Here is a 17,968-nt window from a genome sequence, read left to right as displayed (position 1 = left end):
AATCAATCGGGAGGTAGCACCATGTCCACCATCGCGATCATCGTCCCGTTCGTCTGGCTCGGTTGGCTCGTCGTGACCGAGTGGGTGCCGATGTTCCCGCTGAACGACCTCCGGCCCGGCAACGTCGGCCGGCGCGTGCTCGCGGCCTGCGTCAACTACCCGTTCCCGTTACTGATCGCGGCCGGGGTCGCGCTGCACCAGACCTGGTCGCTGATCGCCGCCACCGTGCTCTGCGTGCTCATAGTCGGCGGACACGTGCGAAGCTGGTGGCTCCCCTACTTCGGCGGCGGCACGGCCGCCCAGCGGGAGATCTACCGGCGCGACCACAGCCGAACGCTCAAGATCCTTCCGGCCGAGGGGCATGATGTGGTGATCGACGTTCAGCACCTGGTGGTGGGCGCTCTGTCCTTGCTCATGCTGGCCACCACGCTGATCGTTACCCTGGATGGATGAACGAGCCCGCACCCCGGCGCGGCAGGGGACGCCCGGCCGTCCTGACCCGCGAACGGATCGTGGCCGCGGCCATCGACGTGCTGGACACCGAGGGGCTCGACGCGCTCACCATGCGCCGTCTCGGCACCCGGCTCGGGGTCGCGGCCATGTCCCTGTATCGCCACCTGCCGAACCGGGACGCGGTGCTCGCCGCGGTGGTCGATCACCTGTTCGCCGAGGCCGTGATCGACCTCGAAGCGGACACGCCGTGGCCCGAGGCACTCGCCCGGTTCGCGGGGGCCTACCGGCGGATGCTGCTCGGCCATCCGCACGCCGTGCCACTGCTGGCGACCCATCCGGTGGACATCGATCTGGGGCTGGAGCTGCTGGCCGGGCTGCTGGACCGCTTCGGGGCGGCGGGGATCCCGCGTCAGGACGCGCTCACCGCCGTCCAGTCGATCGCCGTCTACGTCCTGGGCCACGCCCTGGCCCAGGTCGGCACCCCACCGGGCAGCACTGACGCCCCGCAACCGAACGGCACGGCGGCGTTGGCGTTTTACGACCAGTGGTTCGAGGCGGGGATGCGGGCCATGGTTTCGGGGTTCGAGGGGCGGCTCGGTCAAGAGCATTGACCGCGGTCCTCAGCCCGCCGCCCGCCTCACGAGTGTGGCGATCCTCGCCTCGTCGTCGGCGGTCAACTTCGTCAGTGCGAAGGCGGTCGGCCACATGGTGCCGTCGTCGAGGTTCGCCGGGTCGTTGAAGCCGAGGGTCGCGTACCTCGCCTTGAACTTCTCCGCGCTCTGGAAGAAGCAGACGACCTTGCCATCCTTGGCGTAGGCGGGCATCCCGTACCAGAGTTTCGGCGACAGCGCCGGCGCGCCGGCTGTGACGACGGCGTGGATCCGCTCGGCGAGGACCCGGTCCGCTTCCGCCATCTCGGCGATCTTCGCGAGCACGTCACGCTCCCCGTCGGCTCTGCTCGCCCGCGAGCCGCGGCGCGCGGCCGTCTTCAGCTCCTGGGCGTGCTCCTTCATCGCGGCTCGCTCATCGTCGGTGAACCCGTCGAACTTAGGCGTTTCGTTCATGGTGGGAATCTCCCTCTTGGTACGAAGGTCTGGTGAAGGTCAGGCGAGCGGTCCCGGGCCGCGGGTCCGGGACCGCGCACCGATCACCCCCATGCGCCGGCGATCTGCCGGGTGGTGGCGTTGAGCCGGTTGAACAGGTTGGTGACGCCGATCATCAGCACGATCGCGGCCAACTGCTTCTCGTCGAAATAGGTGGCGGCCCTGTCCCAGACCTCGTCGTTCACCGCGTCGGGACGGTCGGCCAGCCGCGTCGCGGCCTCGGCCAGCTCCAGCGCCGCCCGCTCCTCCTCGGTGAAGTACGGGGCCTCTCTCCAGGCGACGACCGTGGCCAGCCGCTCGTCGCTCACTCCGGCCTTACGAGCCGTCTTGGCGCCCCCGTCGACACAGGCACTGCAGCCGTTGATCTGGCTGACCCGCAGATGCACCAGCTCCAGGGTCTGACCATCCACCCCACCGGCGTGCACGGCCTTGAAGAGCTGCTGGATGGGCTGCATCGCGTCGGGCAGGATGGCGGCCGGGTTCTTCATACGGGACTGCATCGTGGTTCTCCTCTTTCGGATCTGCGCCCCGTCCCTCGGGGCGTGACTCCATAACAGCGGAACGGGCTTGCCATGACGATGCCGGTGGGACACCGTGGGACAGCTGAAACGGCTATGGCCTGCGGCGATTCGTCCGGGTAAGTTGCTTCCGCGACGGGACAGAGAGGCAGGGCACAGTGGTGGAGCGACAGCGGACGGCCAAGGCGGACCCCCAAGACGAACTGGCCGCCCGGCTGCGTCTGCTCCAGGAGCTGTCCGGGCGCGGTGTGCGGGCCCTCGCGCGGGACACGGGCCTCAGCTCGTCGTCGCTGTCGCGCTACCTCAGCGGCCAGTCGGTGCCGCCCTGGCCCGCGGTGATCGAGCTCTGCCGCCTCGTCAAGCGTGACCCCCGCCCGCTGCGCCCCTTGTGGGAACGGGCCACGAACCCCCTGCCGGCGCCCCCGAAGGCGAGCCGCCAGGTCCAGCCGCCGTCGGCGCCCGCCGGTGCCCCCCGCCCACCCCGCAACGATCTGCCGCGCGACGTGGCCGACTTCACCGGACGTGAGGCCCAGCTCGCCGCCGTACTCGCCGCGGTGGACAGCAGCCGGGTGGTCGCCGTCGACGGCATGGCGGGCGTCGGCAAGACCTGCCTGGCGGTGCACGCCGCGCACCGGCTCGCCGCCGAGTACCCGGACGCCCAGCTCTATCTGGACCTGCACGGGTTCACCGACGGGCGGGAGCCGCTCGATCCCGATCCCGCGCTGCGGACCTTGCTCGCCGCGCTCGACGTCCCATCGGAAAAGATCCCGCAGGAGGGTGGTGTCGAGCCGCTGGCCGCCTGCTGGCGGTCGGAACTGGCCGGTCGGCGGGCCGTCGTGGTCCTCGACAATGCCGCCAGTGCCGACCAGGTCCGCCTGCTGCTGCCCGGTGCGGGCCCCTCCGTCGCCCTGATCACCAGCCGCAACCGGCTGCTGGGCCTGGAGGAGGTGCCCCCGGTGTCGCTGGACGTGCTGACCCCGGAGGAGAGCGCGGAGCTACTGGTCCGCGCCAGCGGCGATCCCAGCGGCGCCGACGGCCGGCTGGCCCGCGACCCGGAGTCGGCGGCCGAGGTGCTGCGGTTGTGCGGCCATCTGCCGCTGGCCCTGCGGCTGGCCGGGGCTCGGTTGCGGCACCGGCCGGGCTGGACCGTGGGCATCCTCGTCGAGCGTATGGCGGAGGGCGCGAGCGAGTTCGACACCGCGTTCGCCATGTCCGTACGGCAGCTGGGCCGGGCTGAGCGCCGGTTGTTCCGGTTGCTGGGCCTGCTGTCCGGGTCGTCCTTCGACGAGTACGTGGCCGCGGCCCTGGCGGACGTGCCGCTGCGCAGCGCACAGGCGATGCTGGAGGACCTGCTCGACGCGCACCTCGTCCAGCAGCCGTCGGCTGGTCGCTACACGCTGCACGACCTGGTGCACCAGCACGCGCGCCGAGCCGCCGCGGAGCAGGATTCCCCGGCGGAGCGGGAGCAGGCGCTGGGCCGGGTGCTCGACTATTACGTGCACGCGGCGGCCGCCGCCGACGCCGCGATGCCGGACGTGTCCGGCAGCCGCGCGGCCTCCGCGGGCCGGCCTCCGGCCGAGCTGCCGCGGTTCACCGACAAGCATGCGGCCCTCGGCTGGTTCGGCACGGAGTACACGAACCTGATGGGCGTCTTCGAGGTGGCGGTCGCCACCGGAGCCGACGCGCACGCGAGCGAGCTGCCGCGCTTCATGCGGGCGTTCTTCGCGCGGCGCTGCGGCACGACGCACCTCAACGTCCTCTTCGAGCGATCGCTGACGGCCGCCCAGCGCCTGGGCGATCCGCGGCAAGTGGCAGAGGCGCACAGCGATCTGGGCTTCGCCCGCTACAACGCGGGCCGGATGGCGGAGGCCGGCGCCGCGTACGAGGCGGCGGCACCGCTGCTGTCCCAGGCCGGGGACACCCGCTCCGAGGCGGATCTGATCATGCGCCGCGGCCTCCTGGGGTGGGACGAGGGCTATGTCGAGGAGCCACTCGACCTGTTCCGGCTGGCGGGCAAGCTGTACGCGGACGCCGGCTGCCCGATGGGCGCGGCCCATGCGAGCGCGTACGAGGCTTGGGCCATGCTGCAGCTGGGACACCGTGAGGAGGCGGCGCGGCTGGCCCGCGAGGTGCTGGACATCCCGCACCCCGACCCCGCCTGGCCGGCCGCGCTGACCGCCCGGATCACCCTCGGCATGGCCATCGCCCTTGAGCAGCCCGACGAGGCCGCGGAGCACCTGCGCCAAGCCCTGGAACTCGCCCGCGAGGACGGCCACAGACACAACGAGGCGTGGTGTCTCAACTGCCTGGGCGTCGCCCTGCGCCAGATGGGCCGCTACGAGGAGGCGCTGGCCAGCCATCGGCAGGCGTTCACGCTCCTGGACGAGCTGTTCGAAGAAGAGTGGAAGATGCACTTCTTCCACGATTACGGCGAGACCTGCCGGCTGGCCAGCCTGCCCGACGAGGCCCTGCGCCTGCACCGTCAGGCACTCGAACTAGCCCGGAAGGTGAGCTACCGGCACAAGGAGGCACTGGCCCACGAGGGGATCGCGGCCGTGCTCGACGAGACGGACCCGGCTGCCGCCACCGAGCACCGCGCGGCGGCGCAGGCCATCCGCCAGGAGCTCATACAGAGCCGCGAATAAATCAGTTGCGATGGGCAGTGGACCCGCATAGGGTCGATGACATGCGCCTTTACCTGTAATTCGGCATCCCGTCCGGCGGTGCGCACACCCGCCGATCTCGTCCAAGACGCGGCAGCTGAGCTTGTCGACCGGCCATGGGCCGCGTCGTGAGTTTTGTAAAGGAGCTTCCTCATGCGAGTTCGTTCAGGCAAGAAGAAACACGGCAAGAACCTCCCTGGACAGGAGACCCCGCCAGTTCCCCGGCAGATGCCGCGGATGCCACAGCGGCCCATCGCGCCGCCCAGGCGGATCCCGTCCAAGGGACGCTAGTCCACTACCCGGGATGGTAGTACGTGCGGCGCGTAACCCGACGCCATGGGCGCGCCGCACTCCCCGCGGTGCCCCGGCCCCTCGTTCGAGGAGCCGGGGCACCGTCGTGAGGACTGCGTAACCGGGTCAGAGGCGCTCGATGACGGTGACGTTGGCCTGGCCGCCGCCCTCGCACATGGTCTGGAGGCCGTACCTGCCGCCCGTACGCTCCAGCTCGTGCAGCAGCTTGGTCATCAGGATCGCGCCCGTCCCGCCCAGCGGGTGGCCCAGGGCGATGGCGCCGCCGTTGGGGTTGACGGTGGCCGGGTCGGCGCCGAGTTCCTTCATCCACGCCAGTGGCACCGGCGCGAACGCCTCGTTGATCTCGGTGACGGCGATCTCGTCGATCGACATCCCCGCCTTCTTCAGCGCCCGCCGCGTCGCCGGGATCGGCGCCGTCAGCATGTACACCGGGTCGTCACCCATGAGCGCGAGCTGGTGGATGCGGGCGCGCGGGGTCAGCCCGTGGTCCTTCACGGCCTGCGCCGAGGCGATCAGCACCGCGCCGGAGCCGTCGGAGATCTGCGACGCCGTGGCGGCGGTGATCTGGCCGTCTTCCTTGAGCGTCTTCAGCCCGGCCATCTTCTCGAGCGTCGTGTCCGCGCGCGGACCCTCGTCGTCGGAGACGCCGTTGATGGGGGCGATCTGGTCCTTGAAGTAGCCGTTCGCGATGGCCTTGGCGGCTCGCTGGTGGGATTCGAAGGCGTACCGTTCCAGCTCGTCGCGCTTGAGGCCCCACTTCTCGCACATCAGCTCAGCGCCGCGGAACTGTGAGATCTCCTGCTTGCCGTACCGTTCGACCCACATGTCGCCGAACGGGAACGGCATGCCCTTCTCCAGCGCGGCCGTGATCGACGAGCCCATGGGGACGATGCTCATCGACTCGACCCCGGCCGCCACGACCAGGTCCTGGGTGCCGGACATGACGCCCTGCGCCGCGAAGTGGATCGACTGCTGCGAGGAGCCGCACTGCCGGTCGATGGTGACACCGGCCGTGGTCTCCGGCAGTCCCGCCGAGAGCCAGGCGTTGCGCGCGATGTCCATGCTCTGGGGGCCGAACTGCATGACGCACCCCATGATGACGTCCTCCACCGCGGTGGGGTCGACGCCGGTGCGGTCGATCAGCGCCTTCAGCGTGTGAGCGGCCAGGTCAGTGGGGTGGACGGTGGAAAGGCCGCCCTTCTTCTTGCCGACCGGGGTACGGACCGCCCCGACGATGTACGCCTCTGCCACAGTGCCCTCCTGAAACCGAGCATTGTTCGGTTATTAGGGAGAGACTACAACAGAACGATGCTCTGCGCCCCGTCACCCCGGGGGCAGAAGGTCCTCCACCGCGTCGATCCGGAACCGCCAGCGGTCCACGATCAGCCCGTTCAGCTCGTCCGACAGGCGCAGGGCGAGCGCGCCGACCTTCGCGGGGTCATCGCCGCGCAGCTCGATCGCGGTCAGCTCGGTGGCGAAGGGCAGCAGCTCCTGTACGGCGGGCGGGCGGCCCTTCTCCGGGACCACGAGGATCCGGATGTCGCCGACCGTGTAGAGGAAATCGTCCTGGTCGGTGTCGCCGCCGGCCGGGGCGACCTCGGCAGCCGCTTCGGCCTCGGCTTCTCCGTCGGTCTCCGCGTCCACTGTCGCGGCGTCGGTCTCGGGCTCGGAGTCGGCTTCGCTGTCGACGTCCGGAGCACTATCGGCGTCCGCGGTCGCGGCGTCGGGCTTGGCGTCGCCGTCCGCATCCGTATCCACGTCCGCATCTGCGGTCGCGACGTCGGCGATCGCGGCGTTCTCGGTCACGGCGTTCTCGGTCACGGCGTCCGTGGCGCTGGCGTCGGCGGCATCGTCGCTGTCGCCTGTTTCGGCTCTGTGGTCACCTTCGAGGCGGCTCAGCACCGTCCGCAGTTCGTCCGCCGTCGGCCGTACCGGAAGGATCACCGCCGGACCGCCGCGATCGTCGTCGGCGGGATCGGACACCTCTCCCCTGCACACGGACAGCCCACCGAGGCGGAAGGCGATCCCCTCGGCCAGGTAACGGTCGAAGTAGTCGAACGGCAGCGGCCCCTCCGCCACCACCCGGCAGGCCCACACCTGTTCCAGCTCGCCGCCCACCAACTCGGGCTCGGCCTCGACCGGGGCGTGCACGCGGACGTCCACCGCCACGATGTCGCCGCCGTCCTCGCGGGCCTCCGGGTCGGCCAGTCGTACCACTCGCAGGAGATCTGCCTGGCTCGGTTTGGCGGGCAGGGCCGCCGTCGGGCCAGTACGCAGTCTCCGCTTAGCCATCCAGCCCATGCGCGCGCCTCCGCGTTCAGCCTCGATAGGAGCTTGTCATCGTCGCATAGACGATGATGTTGTCGGTGTAGTGACCGATGCTGCGGTTGTACGTGCCGCCGCAGGTGATGAGGTGCAACTGGGCATTGCTCTGGCTGCCGTAGACCCGCTGGGTGGGGAACGTCTTCTTGCTCGCCTGCTCCACGCCGCCGACGGTGAACACGGCGGTCGTGTGGTCCTGCCGCTTGACCTCGATGGTGTCGCCGTTGCGGATCTCGTACAGGCGGCTGAAGACGGCGCTGCGCGTCCGGGTGTCCTTGTGCCCGAGCATCACGGCCGGACCGGCTTCGCCCGGGGTGGACATGTTCCGGTACCAGCCGGCCAGGTTGGGGTTGTCGGCCGGCGGCACCTGAATGGTCCCGTCCTTGGCGAGCCCGACGGACTGGACCGGCGCGTTGATCCCCAGCCGCTTGATCACGATCCGCTGCGGGGTGGACGGCAACATCGGGGGCGCCGGGTTCAGCTGCGGCAACGGCGGCGGCACCGTGGGTGCCGCCTTGAACAGGGCCTGCGCCGGCTGTCCCGTGGCCTTGCCGTCGGGCTGAACGGTGACGGGCAGCATGTCACGCTGGCTGGCCAGACCGTACTCCTGAGGCGAACGCAGCACGATCAACAGCCCCGCCACCACGGTCACCACCCCGGCCACGGCGGCCAGGATCAGCACCGACCTGAGGGCCGTGCTCCCCCTGTCCTGCGGCGGCTCACCCCCGTAGGGGTACTGTCCGGCCACGTCGGTCAGCCCTTGGAGATGGTACGGCGACGCAGCACGAGTCCTCCAACGCCGGCGGCGAGGATCAGTAGGGATCCGGTCAGCACGACCATCCTGCCGTCGGGACCCATGTCACCGCCACCACCTGTGTCGGCTCCGGCCTTGGGGGTCTTGGAGCTCTTGGTGGTGGTCTTCGTCGCCGTGGGCGTCTTAGTGACGATCTTGGTGTGCGTCTTGGTGGGCTTGGGGGACGAGCTGGTGGGGGTGGTCGTTGGGGTGGTGGAGGGGGTGGAGCTGGTGGTCGGGGTGCCGGTTGGGGTACTGGCGGGGGCGGTCGAGACGACCAGGTTCATCGACGGTCCGCCGGAGACGCCGGGTGAGCAGGTGTACCAGGTGGAGCTGTTCACTTTCAGCGCGAAATTGCCGCCCTTGATCGCGACCGTTCCGGTGGCTGTTGGCTTCACGACGATCGCCATGGTCGGCAGCGGCATGGGCGAGTTCTGGGGCACGGCCGTCAGTTGAGTGGCGGTCGCCGTGACGGTCACCGGCGTCAAAGGAAGGGGGCTGCCGCTGGGGCTGACGGTGCCCTCGGCGATGACCGTGCTGTTGGCCGTGATCTGCGCGGTCGCCGGCAAATGACTCACGGTGGCCGTAGGTTGCGCGATATCCCAGGTCACGGTCACGGTGGAGCTGGGAGTGATCGTCCCGAGAGGGGTCTTCAGCTCCATCTGGAACGGATAGCTGGTGCCGTTGCAGGTGTAGGGCACATCAACCGGGGTCGCTATGGCGGCCACCGCCGGGACAACCCAGAAAATACCTGCACCCGCTACGGCCAGGCCAGATGCCTTGAGGGCGAGGCGGCGCCTCGCCTTGGACGTCAGCACTGTCCTTCTCCGTTCAGCGCAGTAACAACAGGCGTATCAGAATCCCAGCCGTTGGTCACGGTTAGGTAGAGATGATACGAACTGTCCCTGTGAAGTTCGCGTAAACCCTACAAGCAAGCACTTGCCCGCCTCACCCCTTCTTCTTGGACAGGGTGGCGTACACGATGATGTTGTCCGTGTAACTGTGGGCCGCCTTGTTGAAGACGCCCCCGCAAGTGATCAGCCTGAGCTGCGCGTTCTTCGTGTTCCCGTACACGCGAGCCGTCGGGAACGAGGACTTGCTGACCTGCTCGACCCCGCTCACCGTGAATCGCGTCACCTTCTTGTCCGACCGGTACACGTAGATCTGGTCCCCCTTGGCCACCTCGGAGAGCCGGTAGAACACCGCCGCGCCCTGCGTGGTGCTCACGTGGCCGTTGATCACCGCGGGCCCCAGCTCGCCCGGGACCGGCGAGAACTTGTACCAGCCCGTCAGGGTCGGCTTCGACAGCGGCGGGGTGGTCAGGTTGCCCTTGATGTCGACGGTGACCGAGCCGATCGTGGCGTTGACCTTGATCTTCGGGATCTTGATGCGGACCGGCGCCGCCTTCTTGGCCTTGGTCTTGGCCGGCGGGATCGGTGCGACGACCGGGGCGGCGGCCAGCGGCGGCGGGGCATCGAGGCGTGCCGGGGTGAGCGGCACGTTCTTGCCGCCCGGGCCCACGGTCGGGGGCAGGACGAAGGCGCCCGCCGCGTTCTGGATCTGGACCGTGCTCGGCTGGGCCTGCGGGCCGGGACCGGAGCCGTCGTCCACGGTCGGCGCCAGCGACAGCAGGCCGACCATGATGGCGCCCACCCCGCCCAGCGACCCGGCGATCAGCAGCCCGGGAAGTGCCCTGTTCAGCAGCGACTTCTGCTCGGTCATGACTCGACTCCTCCGGTGTGCCCGGCCTTGCGGCGCCGTAGCAGCAGCCCTCCTGTGACGCTCCCCATCAGCAGCATGGAGCCGCCCGCGATCAGCCCGTACGACCCGCGCCCCGGCTCCGGCGCCACACCGGAGTCCACACCGCCCTTGGGCGTCTTGGCCACCTGCGCCTTGACGTACTTGGTCTTGGTCGTGGTCGGCTTGGGGGTCGCCGTACTGGTGCTCACGCCGCCCGGCACCACGCTCACCAGGTTGCGGTCGATACCCGGGTTCACGTTCGGATACGAGACCGTCGGGGTGCTCGACGGGGTGGCCGAGCCGCTCGGCTTGGTGGTGGGGGTGGAGGTCGGCGGCGTGGGTGTCGGGGTCGGGGTCGGGGTGGGCGAGTTGGGGGTGGCGCCGGGCACCGTCACCTCGATGGCGCCGGGGTCGCCCTGCAGCGTGCAGGTGGCCTGGTTGTGGGTCGGCGGCTCGTCCAGGTCGCCGGTGGTCACCTTGAAGGCGTCCACGTACGCGGTCCTGGCCTCGGTGTTGACGACCTCGATCGTGTGGGGTCCGTAGTCGAGCACCGGCGACTCCCAGAGGACCTCCTGGGCCTCGGTGCCGGTCATCTCGGTGCCGCTGCGGTCCTTACCCGGCTCGACCAGCCCGTCGGTCACGGTGTCACCGTCGAGGCGCACCTGCACATCGCTGAGGTCCCGCTCGCGCCTGCTGATGTAGGCGACCTGGGTGCCGATGAAGCTCAGCTTGGCGACGCCGTCCTTCGTGGTGGTCTTGTGCAGGTCGTAGAGGTGGTCGCCGAACTCTTCCTCGGTGTGGATCCGGCTCCAGTCGGAGGTGTACGAGATGACGCTCTTGTGGTTGTTGACCATCACCTCCCCCTCGGCGGGCTTGAACCGGACGACCAGCGCGCCCGGCTTGACCCGGACGGTGCCGGAGCGCTGCACGGAGCCGGCGTCGGACAGGCCTTCGGGGAGCACGAGCTGGTCGCCGGGCACGAGGTCCGCCTGGTCCTTGCTGCCCTTCGGCCGGAGCTGGCCGGTCCAGGCGCCGCTGATGTCGACCACGCCTTCGAGGTTGAGCGTGGAACCCGCCGGGAAGAAGCCTGGCGACCCGAAGCGGCGAGTGCCCTGATACTTGAGCGCCCAGCCGACATTCAACATGCCGCCTTCGGTCAGCCTGGGCGTGATCGTGGCCTCCAGCTGCACGCTCGAACCGGCGACACCACCCGTGCAGAGATACTTCGCGACGAGCGATGACTCCGCCTCGCCTGGAGTAGATGTCACCACGAACGCGGCTGATGCCGCCATGCCGACCGATGCGGCGATTAACGCCTTCCGCCACCGACTCACGGCACACTCCGATCAACACTAAGCCGAAGGTCGATCTTAGGGTCGATATCCGTCGAACACCGTAACTATCGGCACTTGTGATGAACCCGTGTCCGCCCCTTCAAAAGCCGCAACAGAATCGTATTCTGTTCTGCACACCCACCCTGCTTGGAGGCGACTGATGCGGCGAGACCTCTTCGATGAGGAGCACCTGCTTTTCCAGGAGACCGTGCGCGAGTTCATGGCCCGTGAAGTGACACCCCACCACGGTCAGTGGGAGAAGGACGGCATCGTCCCGCGCGAGGTATGGAAGAAGGCCGGCGAGATCGGCATGTTCGGGTTCTCCGTCCCGGAGGAGTACGGAGGCGCCGGTGTCACCGATTTCCGGTTCAACGCGGTCATCGTTGAAGAGATCATCCGGCACGGCGCGTCCGGGCTCGGATTCGGCCTGCACAACGACATCATGGCGCCGTACCTCGTCGACTTGACCGATGAGGAGCAGAAGCGGCGGTGGCTGCCCGGGTTCGCCAGTGGCGAGCTCATCACGGCGATCGCGATGACCGAGCCGGGTGCCGGGAGCGACCTGCAGGGGATCAGGACGACCGCGGTCCGCGATGGCGATCACTACCTGGTCAACGGGCAGAAGACGTTCATCACGAACGGGATCAACGCCGACCTCGTCGTGGTGGTCGCCAAGACCGATCCCGTGGCGGGGGCGCGCGGCACCACGCTGCTGGTCGTCGAGCGGGGTATGGAGGGGTTCGGGCACGGCCGCAACCTCGACAAGATCGGGATGAAGGCGCAGGACACGGCCGAGCTGTTCTTCGAGAACGTCCGCGTTCCCGTGGCCAACCGGCTCGGCGCCGAAGAGGGCCAGGGCTTCTTCCAGCTCATGAACAACCTGCCCCAGGAGCGCCTGTCCATCGCGGTGGCGGCGGTCGCGGCGGCGGAGGTGGTGCTGGAGCAGACCATCGAGTACTGCAAGTCCCGCCAGGCCTTCGGGCGGACCATCGGGTCGTTCCAGAACACCCGGTTCGTCCTGGCGGAGCTGGCGACCGAGACGGAGATCGCCCGTCACTACGTGGACAAGTGCATCATGGCGCTCAACGCCAAGGAGCTGACCGTAGTCGACGCCGCCAAGGCCAAGTGGTGGACCACCGAGCTGCAGAACAAGGTCATCGACCGCTGCCTCCAGTTGCACGGCGGTTACGGCTACATGATGGAGTACCCGGTCGCCAAGGCCTGGATCGACAGCCGCGTCCAGACCATCTACGGCGGCACCACCGAGATCATGAAGGAGATCATCGGACGGTCCTTCGGGTTCTAGAATCCGGACGCATGACGCGTCCTCGGGTAAAACCGGAGCATCGCCCGTATCGTCTCGACAACGGCACGATCCGGATAGGTGGGGAAATCTACGGACTCGCCAGTGAGATCGAGGACCCGAACGGCCATGCCTGGCACGCCCTCCAGCTCATGGACGGCACCCGTACCCGAGGAGAGATCGTCACCGCGCTCGCGGACCGCTGCCCGAACTCGGCCGAGCTCGTCACGACGCTGCTGGACTCCGGCCACGTCGAGGACGCGTCGGCCGCGCCGCCGGCGGAGCTGGCCCCCGACGAGCTGGACCGGTACGCCAGGAACGCCGCCTACTTCCGCTGGGCGAGCCTGCGCCCGCGCGAGCCGAGCTGGGCACCGCAGCTCCTGCTCAAGCGGGCCAGGGTGGTCGTGCTCGGCCTGGGCGGCACCGGCTCGCACGCCGCCTGGGCCCTCACCGCCGCCGGCGTCGGCGCGGTCCACTGCGTCGACGGCGATCGTGTCGAGCTGTCCAACCTCAACCGCCAGACCCTGTACGGCGAGGAGGACGTGGGCCGGCCCAAGGTGGACGTCGCCACGGAACGGCTGCGAGCGGTCAACTCCCACGTCGAGGTGACCGGCGAGAACCGGCGGATCGGCAGCCCGGCGGAGCTGGCCGGGCTGATCACCGGCTTCGACGTGCTCGCGCTCTGCGCGGACGAGCCACGAGAGCCCGACGGCATCCGCCGGTGGGCGAACCGGGCCTGCGCCGCCGCGGGCATCCCCTGGGTGGGCGGCGGCTACGAGGGCCCGCAGCTGTCGGTGGGCGTCTTCGCGCCGGGTTTCCCGTGTTACGAGTGCCTGCGGGCGGAGGGCGAGCGCCAGGGACGGATGACCGACTCCGGCTGGCCCGGGGTGCTCTCGACCTCGGGCGGTCTGTCGGGCCTGCTCACCGCCCACGCGGTGATCTCGCTGCTGACCGGCATCCCCGACGTCGCCCCCGGTTACGCGTACGGCCTCAACCTGGTGGCGCCCGACGACCAGATCTTCGTCCGCTTCCCCGCGCGTGACGGGTGTGACGTGTGTAGTGCTTGACAGCAGTGGTTGATCGTTCAGAATCGCGTCAGTCGCCCATACCGAAACCGACCCAGGAGGCTGCTGAGTGCGTCCCGAAGAGATCGCGCCGGAGGACAGCCGAGAGACCCAGCCGAAGAAGAAGATCACCGTTCGCCGGCTGGCGAAGATGGAGACCAAGGGCTGGCCGGCCAGCCACGGCAACTCCAACTGACACCGCGCGGGAAGGGCTCCGACACCGCATACTGGTCAGCATGGATGGCGGCCTGATCCTGCTGGTTTTCCTGGCGTTGCTGTTCGCCTGGGGCCTCAACCGCGTGCGCCGGGCGCTGCGCCTGGGGCCGGTGGGCTATGTCGGGGTGATGATCGTCTTTGTCATCGTCATGCTGCTCGTCTATGGCCAGACGTTCCGCTAAGAGATGGCGACGATCCGCCAGTCCCGGGCGCGGACCCACATAACCTCTCAATCACCGGCGCGGAGAGCATCGTTCGAGAATTGTCGGTGGGTTCGGGCATGGTGGTGTCATGGCCGTGACCAGGGAGAACAGCGGGACAGCCGGTGCGGCCGATGTCCTGGTTTCTCCCGATGTCAAGGGTGGCGGTGGTGGTGCTGGCGGGCGGCGGTTTCGGGGGAAGAACAAGCGACCGGCGTGGCGGCGGGCTGAGGGGGCTCCGGTTTCGGTGATCCGGCTGCCGGTGGAGGTGTCGGATGCGGCGGTCCGGGCCCGGGTGGAGAGACTGTTCTGCGCGGCCTGGTCGCTGAAGCGAGCGCTGCAACACGATGCGCGGGCTCGGGTGGAGGCCTATTGGGCGGGTTCGCATCGACGGGCGGCGGAGGCGAAGGCCTGGCGGTCCGAGCTCGGGCTGACCCGTGCGGGGCTGGAGCGTGCCGCCTACGCCCATCTGGAGTCCTCCGGGCATTTGACGCATCATCTGTCCAAGGCGCTGGGCATGCATCTGGCCGATGAGGTGTGGGCGGGGGTGGACCGGCACCTGTTTGCGGACGCGGCCGGGAAACGGGCCGGGCGGCCACGGGTGGGATCGTGGTGGGGGTTCACCCGGATCCCGGGCAGGGCCCGTTCACACACCAGGGAGCGCAAGTGGGAGACGTTCCGGCTGGCCGGGACCCTGGCCGGGCATCTGGCCGCCTACGGCTCTCCTGCCATGACCACGCGGACCAGCGGGCAGACCACAGTGGTCGCGGCGGCGGCCTCGGCAGCCGATCTGGTGGGTAGGGCGTCGGAGTTCACCGTCGCCGATGCGCTGGCGATGGGGGCGGGTTCGGCGGTGCTGGCCCAGCCCCGCCGTCTGCCCGCCCCTGCCGGCCCGTCCGGTTCCGCGTCGTCGGGGCGGCGGATCTCGTGGTGGGATCACACCGGCCCCCTGTCGGTCGTTTACACCAGCGCGGGCGCCCCGGATCTGGTGCTGCCGGTCCGGCTGCCGCAAGGATCAGGCCGTTGGCCGTATGTGGCGCATTTCCTGGACCGGCCGCATCTGTGGCACAAGATCGATCTGGTGCGGCGGCGGAAGGCCTCGGCTCCGGGCGGGTGGACCTATGAGGCGCATCTGCTGATCCTGGACGCCGGGTACGCGTCGGCGGCCACCCGCGCCCGCCGCACCCGCGCAGCGCAGTTGGAGCGGCGGGCCGGGGTCGACGGCAACGTCTCCAACCTCGCCGTCGTCTCCGCGCCCGCCCACCTGCCTACACCGCCGCCCGGCTCCCCGCCACCGGGCAGGCCGGACACCGCAACCGGCGCGGACACCAGTGGGGACGCTGGGACGGACAGCGGGACGGGCGGTCGGACGGACGTTGGTGGCGGGCAGGTCGCGGCGACCCTGCTCACTCTCAGCGAGCAGGAAACCGCCCGCCTGGCACGGGAACGACGCAAAGCCAAAGGGCGGGCCCGGGCGCTGGAACGGTCCCGCCGGGCCACCAACCCCGGCCGCTACCACCCTTCGGCCCGGCAGCAGGCTCGGGCCGAACGCCGCGCCGGCAAAGGGCTGCCCGCCCGGCAGGTCAACCTGCCCAAAGGCCCTCGGGTCGCCACCAAGGCTGGGGTAGCGAAGAACGCCTACCGGAGCGACACCCTGTCGCGCGGCTATCACCAGATCCGGGCCCGGCACGCCCAGGCCGCCCGCGGTTTCACCGAAGCCCGCCAGGACCGGGCCCGCCGCGCCGCAGCCCAGATCGTCGAAACCCATGGGGCGAACCTGGTCATCGAGGACTGCGACCTCCGCACTTGGACCCGCCTGTGGGGTGCCGCGGTGGCCCGGTTCACCCCCGGCATGCTCACCGCAGCCCTGGCCCGTGAGGCCACCGCGTGCGGCGGCGCCGTCCTGCGCGCCGCCACCACCCCCACCGCGATGTCCCAGCACTGCCTGTGCGGGTCCCTGGTAACCAAAACCCTGTCGGTCCGGATGCACCACTGCGACCAGTGCGGGCTGAGCGCGCCCCGGGACCTGGTCTCAGCCGCGCTGGCCTCCTGCGTCACCCTCACCGATCCCAGCGACCCCGCCACCGCCCGGGTCGACTACACCCGGGCCGCCCAGCTCATCGAGACCTACACCATCCCAGGGCTGCAAGAAGTCCTGTCCGCGTCAACCGCATCGTGTCCCCCGCCCGCCCCACCGGCGGGAACGGACCACGCGGCAGCCACCACCCCGGTGGCCCCTGCGCGGCGAAGTGCCGGAGAGTACGGGACGCCGACCCCGGATGAGCCTCCCGGACCGGGGACCACGCCGGACAGACGTACCCGCAACCCGGACTATCCCCACTTACGGGATAGCTCTTAGCCGGGGAGCCCCTCGACGAAGCGGGTGAGGAGCCGCGCGAACTCCGCGCGCTCCGCGTCCGACCATCCCGTCATGGCCTCGGCGAACGCCGTCTGCCTGCCGTGATGCGCCTGCTCCAGCGCCGTCCGGCCCTCGTAGGTCAGCACGAGCAGCGCCCTGCGCCCGTCGGCCTGGTCCGCCGCACGCCTGACCAGGCCGGCCGCGACGGCCGCCGCCACCAGCCTGCTCGCCCTCGGCTGGTCGACCGAGAGCGCGTCGGCGACGGTGGAGACGGTGACGGGCGGGCTCGCGGCCTCGATCACGTCGAGCACCTCGAACTCCGGCCCCGGCGCGCCCTGCAGCCGCGCCAGCGCGCGCCTGCTCTGCCTGCGCCTGATGGCGACCATCGCGCGCTCGACCGCTGCAATATCCTTGTCAAAGTACATATAGTTGCTATTATACATGCATGGAACGAAGAATCGGCTACTTACTGGTACATGTCCACTCGCTCCTTGAGGAGACGATGGGCCAGGCACTGCACGACCACAAGCTCTCGCGCCGCGAGTGGCAGGCGCTCAACGCCGTGGCCGAGGGCGATGACCCTGATGAGGCGCTGAAGGCGTTCGACGGCACCGGCGACGCCATGGGCGAGCTGACCGCCAAGGGATGGATCATCGGCACCGCCCTCACAGAAGAGGGCAAGGCGGTCCACGCGGCGGTCATGGGCCGCGTGCTGGGCTACAGGCGCCTGGCCACCCAAGGGGTGAGCACCGAGGACTTCCAGACCACTCTCGCCGTGCTCAACCAGATGGCCGCCAACCTCGAAGCCGCCTAACCCCCGCTGCCTTCCAGCAGCACCCGGGCCACCAGCCCCGGATCGTCGCTCATCGGCACGTGACCGCAGCCCTTGAGCAGTTTGACCCGCTGCCCCGACCACCTGGCGGCGCGTACGGCCTGGCGGCGCGGTAGGAGCCGGTCGTGCTCGCCCCAGGCGATCGTGATGGGCGACTTGGGCGGCGCGGGCGGCATCACGCCGGAGAACGCCGCCAGCGTCTCCTCGAAGCCGGACGAGGAGCCCAGCGCCTGGGTGGCGGCGATCAGCGCCGTCGGCGACATCCGGGCTGGATGGGCGACCAGGAGCCCGGCCGACAGGGCCCGGCCAAGTGGGTGCTCGGCGAGCCGGACGGCCTGCTCCGGCGGCAGCGCCCTGGCCGTGGCCCGCAGCGCGCGCAGCACCGCCTGGCAGTACAGCAGCTCGGGGCGCGTCCAGAAACCCGCGGGCGACAGCGCGGTGGCCGTCGTGACCACGCCGCGCGAGGCCAGCTCCAGCGCGATGTAACCGCCGAGCGAGTTGCCCGCGACGTGCGGATCGCGCACGCCGAGCAGCGCGCAGAACGACTCGACCGCGTCGGCGAGCGACTCCGCGGTGTACGGAATGGCGTCGGGCAGGCCAGGCGAGACCCCGAAACCGGGCAGGTCGATGGCGATGACGGTACGCGAGACGGCGAGACGGTCCATGACCGGCAGCCACGCCTGCCAGTGGTGGCCGATGCCGTGAATGAGGATCAGCGACGCGCCGGTGCCGCGACGCTCATAGGCCAGCTCCATG

General features: G+C 69.8%; 19 protein-coding genes. 9 read left to right on the top strand and 10 right to left on the bottom strand.

All coding sequences use genetic code 11. The features are described 5' to 3' along the window. The first annotated feature begins 21 nt into the window (after positions 1 to 21). Entirely contained in the window at positions 22 to 453 is a 432-nt protein-coding gene (locus tag KME78_RS40625; RefSeq protein ID WP_219534821.1) for a hypothetical protein, read from the top strand. Further along, on the top strand, positions 450 to 1,064 hold the full coding sequence (locus KME78_RS40620) for a TetR/AcrR family transcriptional regulator (protein ID WP_219534820.1): 615 nt from the start codon (positions 450 to 452) through the stop codon (positions 1,062 to 1,064). The genes KME78_RS40625 and KME78_RS40620 overlap by 4 nt, the downstream gene beginning before the upstream one ends. Before the next feature lie 9 nt (positions 1,065 to 1,073). Here the strand turns inward: KME78_RS40620 and KME78_RS40615 are convergent, their stop codons facing one another. Beyond that, positions 1,074 to 1,517 carry an iron chaperone gene (locus tag KME78_RS40615; RefSeq protein WP_219534818.1) on the bottom strand — a complete coding sequence of 148 codons (444 nt, stop codon included), beginning with the start codon at positions 1,515 to 1,517 and terminating at the stop codon, positions 1,074 to 1,076. 83 nt (positions 1,518 to 1,600) lie between these two features. Continuing rightward, entirely contained in the window at positions 1,601 to 2,056 is a 456-nt protein-coding gene (locus KME78_RS40610) for a carboxymuconolactone decarboxylase family protein (RefSeq protein WP_219534817.1), read from the bottom strand. A gap of 176 nt (positions 2,057 to 2,232) precedes the next feature. On the opposite strand from KME78_RS40610, the gene KME78_RS40605 reads away from it, so the two are divergent. Further along, positions 2,233 to 4,719, top strand: a complete 2,487-nt coding sequence (locus tag KME78_RS40605) for a tetratricopeptide repeat protein (RefSeq protein ID WP_308127315.1) — start codon at positions 2,233 to 2,235, stop codon at positions 4,717 to 4,719. A 435-nt stretch (positions 4,720 to 5,154) separates the two neighbouring features. Here KME78_RS40605 and KME78_RS40600 read toward each other — a convergent pair whose 3' ends face one another. The 6 genes from KME78_RS40600 to KME78_RS40575 form a co-directional block, all read right to left on the bottom strand. Next, a complete protein-coding gene (locus tag KME78_RS40600) occupies positions 5,155 to 6,300 on the bottom strand; it encodes an acetyl-CoA C-acetyltransferase (RefSeq protein WP_219534815.1) in 1,146 nt (381 codons plus the stop codon). A 72-nt stretch (positions 6,301 to 6,372) separates the two neighbouring features. Further along, positions 6,373 to 7,341 (bottom strand): hypothetical protein, encoded by a 969-nt coding sequence (locus KME78_RS40595; protein ID WP_219534814.1) that lies wholly within the window; start codon positions 7,339 to 7,341, stop codon positions 6,373 to 6,375. Between the two features lie 25 nt (positions 7,342 to 7,366). Further along, complete coding sequence (locus KME78_RS67505) at positions 7,367 to 8,119, bottom strand: class F sortase (protein WP_308127314.1); 753 nt, start codon at positions 8,117 to 8,119, stop codon at positions 7,367 to 7,369. 5 nt (positions 8,120 to 8,124) lie between these two features. After that, on the bottom strand, positions 8,125 to 8,892 hold the full coding sequence (locus KME78_RS40585) for a hypothetical protein (protein WP_219534813.1): 768 nt from the start codon (positions 8,890 to 8,892) through the stop codon (positions 8,125 to 8,127). Between the two features lie 220 nt (positions 8,893 to 9,112). Then, complete coding sequence (locus tag KME78_RS40580; RefSeq protein WP_219534812.1) at positions 9,113 to 9,886, bottom strand: class F sortase; 774 nt, start codon at positions 9,884 to 9,886, stop codon at positions 9,113 to 9,115. Further along, positions 9,883 to 11,238: a hypothetical protein gene (locus KME78_RS40575; RefSeq protein ID WP_219534811.1), complete on the bottom strand. Its 1,356-nt coding sequence runs from the start codon at positions 11,236 to 11,238 to the stop codon at positions 9,883 to 9,885. The genes KME78_RS40580 and KME78_RS40575 overlap by 4 nt, the downstream gene beginning before the upstream one ends. Positions 11,239 to 11,398: 160 nt before the next feature. On the opposite strand from KME78_RS40575, the gene KME78_RS40570 reads away from it, so the two are divergent. From KME78_RS40570 to KME78_RS40555, 5 genes are all read left to right on the top strand, one after another. Beyond that, positions 11,399 to 12,544, top strand: coding sequence for an acyl-CoA dehydrogenase family protein (locus KME78_RS40570; RefSeq protein ID WP_219534810.1), 1,146 nt, complete (start codon positions 11,399 to 11,401; stop codon positions 12,542 to 12,544). 11 nt (positions 12,545 to 12,555) lie between these two features. Then, entirely contained in the window at positions 12,556 to 13,608 is a 1,053-nt protein-coding gene (locus tag KME78_RS40565; RefSeq protein ID WP_219534809.1) for a HesA/MoeB/ThiF family protein, read from the top strand. 67 nt (positions 13,609 to 13,675) lie between these two features. Further along, the gene (locus KME78_RS66585) at positions 13,676 to 13,801 is read left to right on the top strand and encodes a hypothetical protein (RefSeq protein WP_281428996.1); all 126 of its coding nucleotides are present in this window, start codon (positions 13,676 to 13,678) and stop codon (positions 13,799 to 13,801) included. A gap of 40 nt (positions 13,802 to 13,841) precedes the next feature. Continuing rightward, positions 13,842 to 14,003, top strand: a complete 162-nt coding sequence (locus KME78_RS40560) for a hypothetical protein (protein ID WP_214643264.1) — start codon at positions 13,842 to 13,844, stop codon at positions 14,001 to 14,003. A gap of 109 nt (positions 14,004 to 14,112) precedes the next feature. Next, positions 14,113 to 16,380 carry a transposase gene (locus KME78_RS40555; RefSeq protein ID WP_219534808.1) on the top strand — a complete coding sequence of 756 codons (2,268 nt, stop codon included), beginning with the start codon at positions 14,113 to 14,115 and terminating at the stop codon, positions 16,378 to 16,380. Here KME78_RS40555 and KME78_RS40550 read toward each other — a convergent pair. Continuing rightward, complete coding sequence (locus KME78_RS40550; protein ID WP_219534807.1) at positions 16,377 to 16,805, bottom strand: MarR family winged helix-turn-helix transcriptional regulator; 429 nt, start codon at positions 16,803 to 16,805, stop codon at positions 16,377 to 16,379. The genes KME78_RS40555 and KME78_RS40550 overlap by 4 nt on opposite strands. Before the next feature lie 20 nt (positions 16,806 to 16,825). Here KME78_RS40550 and KME78_RS40545 point away from each other — a divergent pair, with 20 nt between their 5' ends. Further along, positions 16,826 to 17,194 carry a winged helix DNA-binding protein gene (locus KME78_RS40545; RefSeq protein WP_219534806.1) on the top strand — a complete coding sequence of 123 codons (369 nt, stop codon included), beginning with the start codon at positions 16,826 to 16,828 and terminating at the stop codon, positions 17,192 to 17,194. On the opposite strand, the gene KME78_RS40540 is transcribed toward KME78_RS40545, so the two are convergent. Continuing rightward, positions 17,191 to 17,967, bottom strand: a complete 777-nt coding sequence (locus KME78_RS40540) for an alpha/beta fold hydrolase (RefSeq protein WP_219534805.1) — start codon at positions 17,965 to 17,967, stop codon at positions 17,191 to 17,193. The two genes, KME78_RS40545 and KME78_RS40540, sit on opposite strands and share 4 nt — an antisense overlap. Between the last annotated feature and the right edge of the window lies 1 nt (position 17,968).

The sequence above is a fragment of the Nonomuraea guangzhouensis genome, assembly GCF_019396345.1.
In the GTDB taxonomy this organism is placed as follows: Bacteria; Actinomycetota; Actinomycetes; order Streptosporangiales; family Streptosporangiaceae; genus Nonomuraea; species Nonomuraea guangzhouensis.
This window is presented reverse-complemented; position numbering and strand designations above follow the sequence as displayed.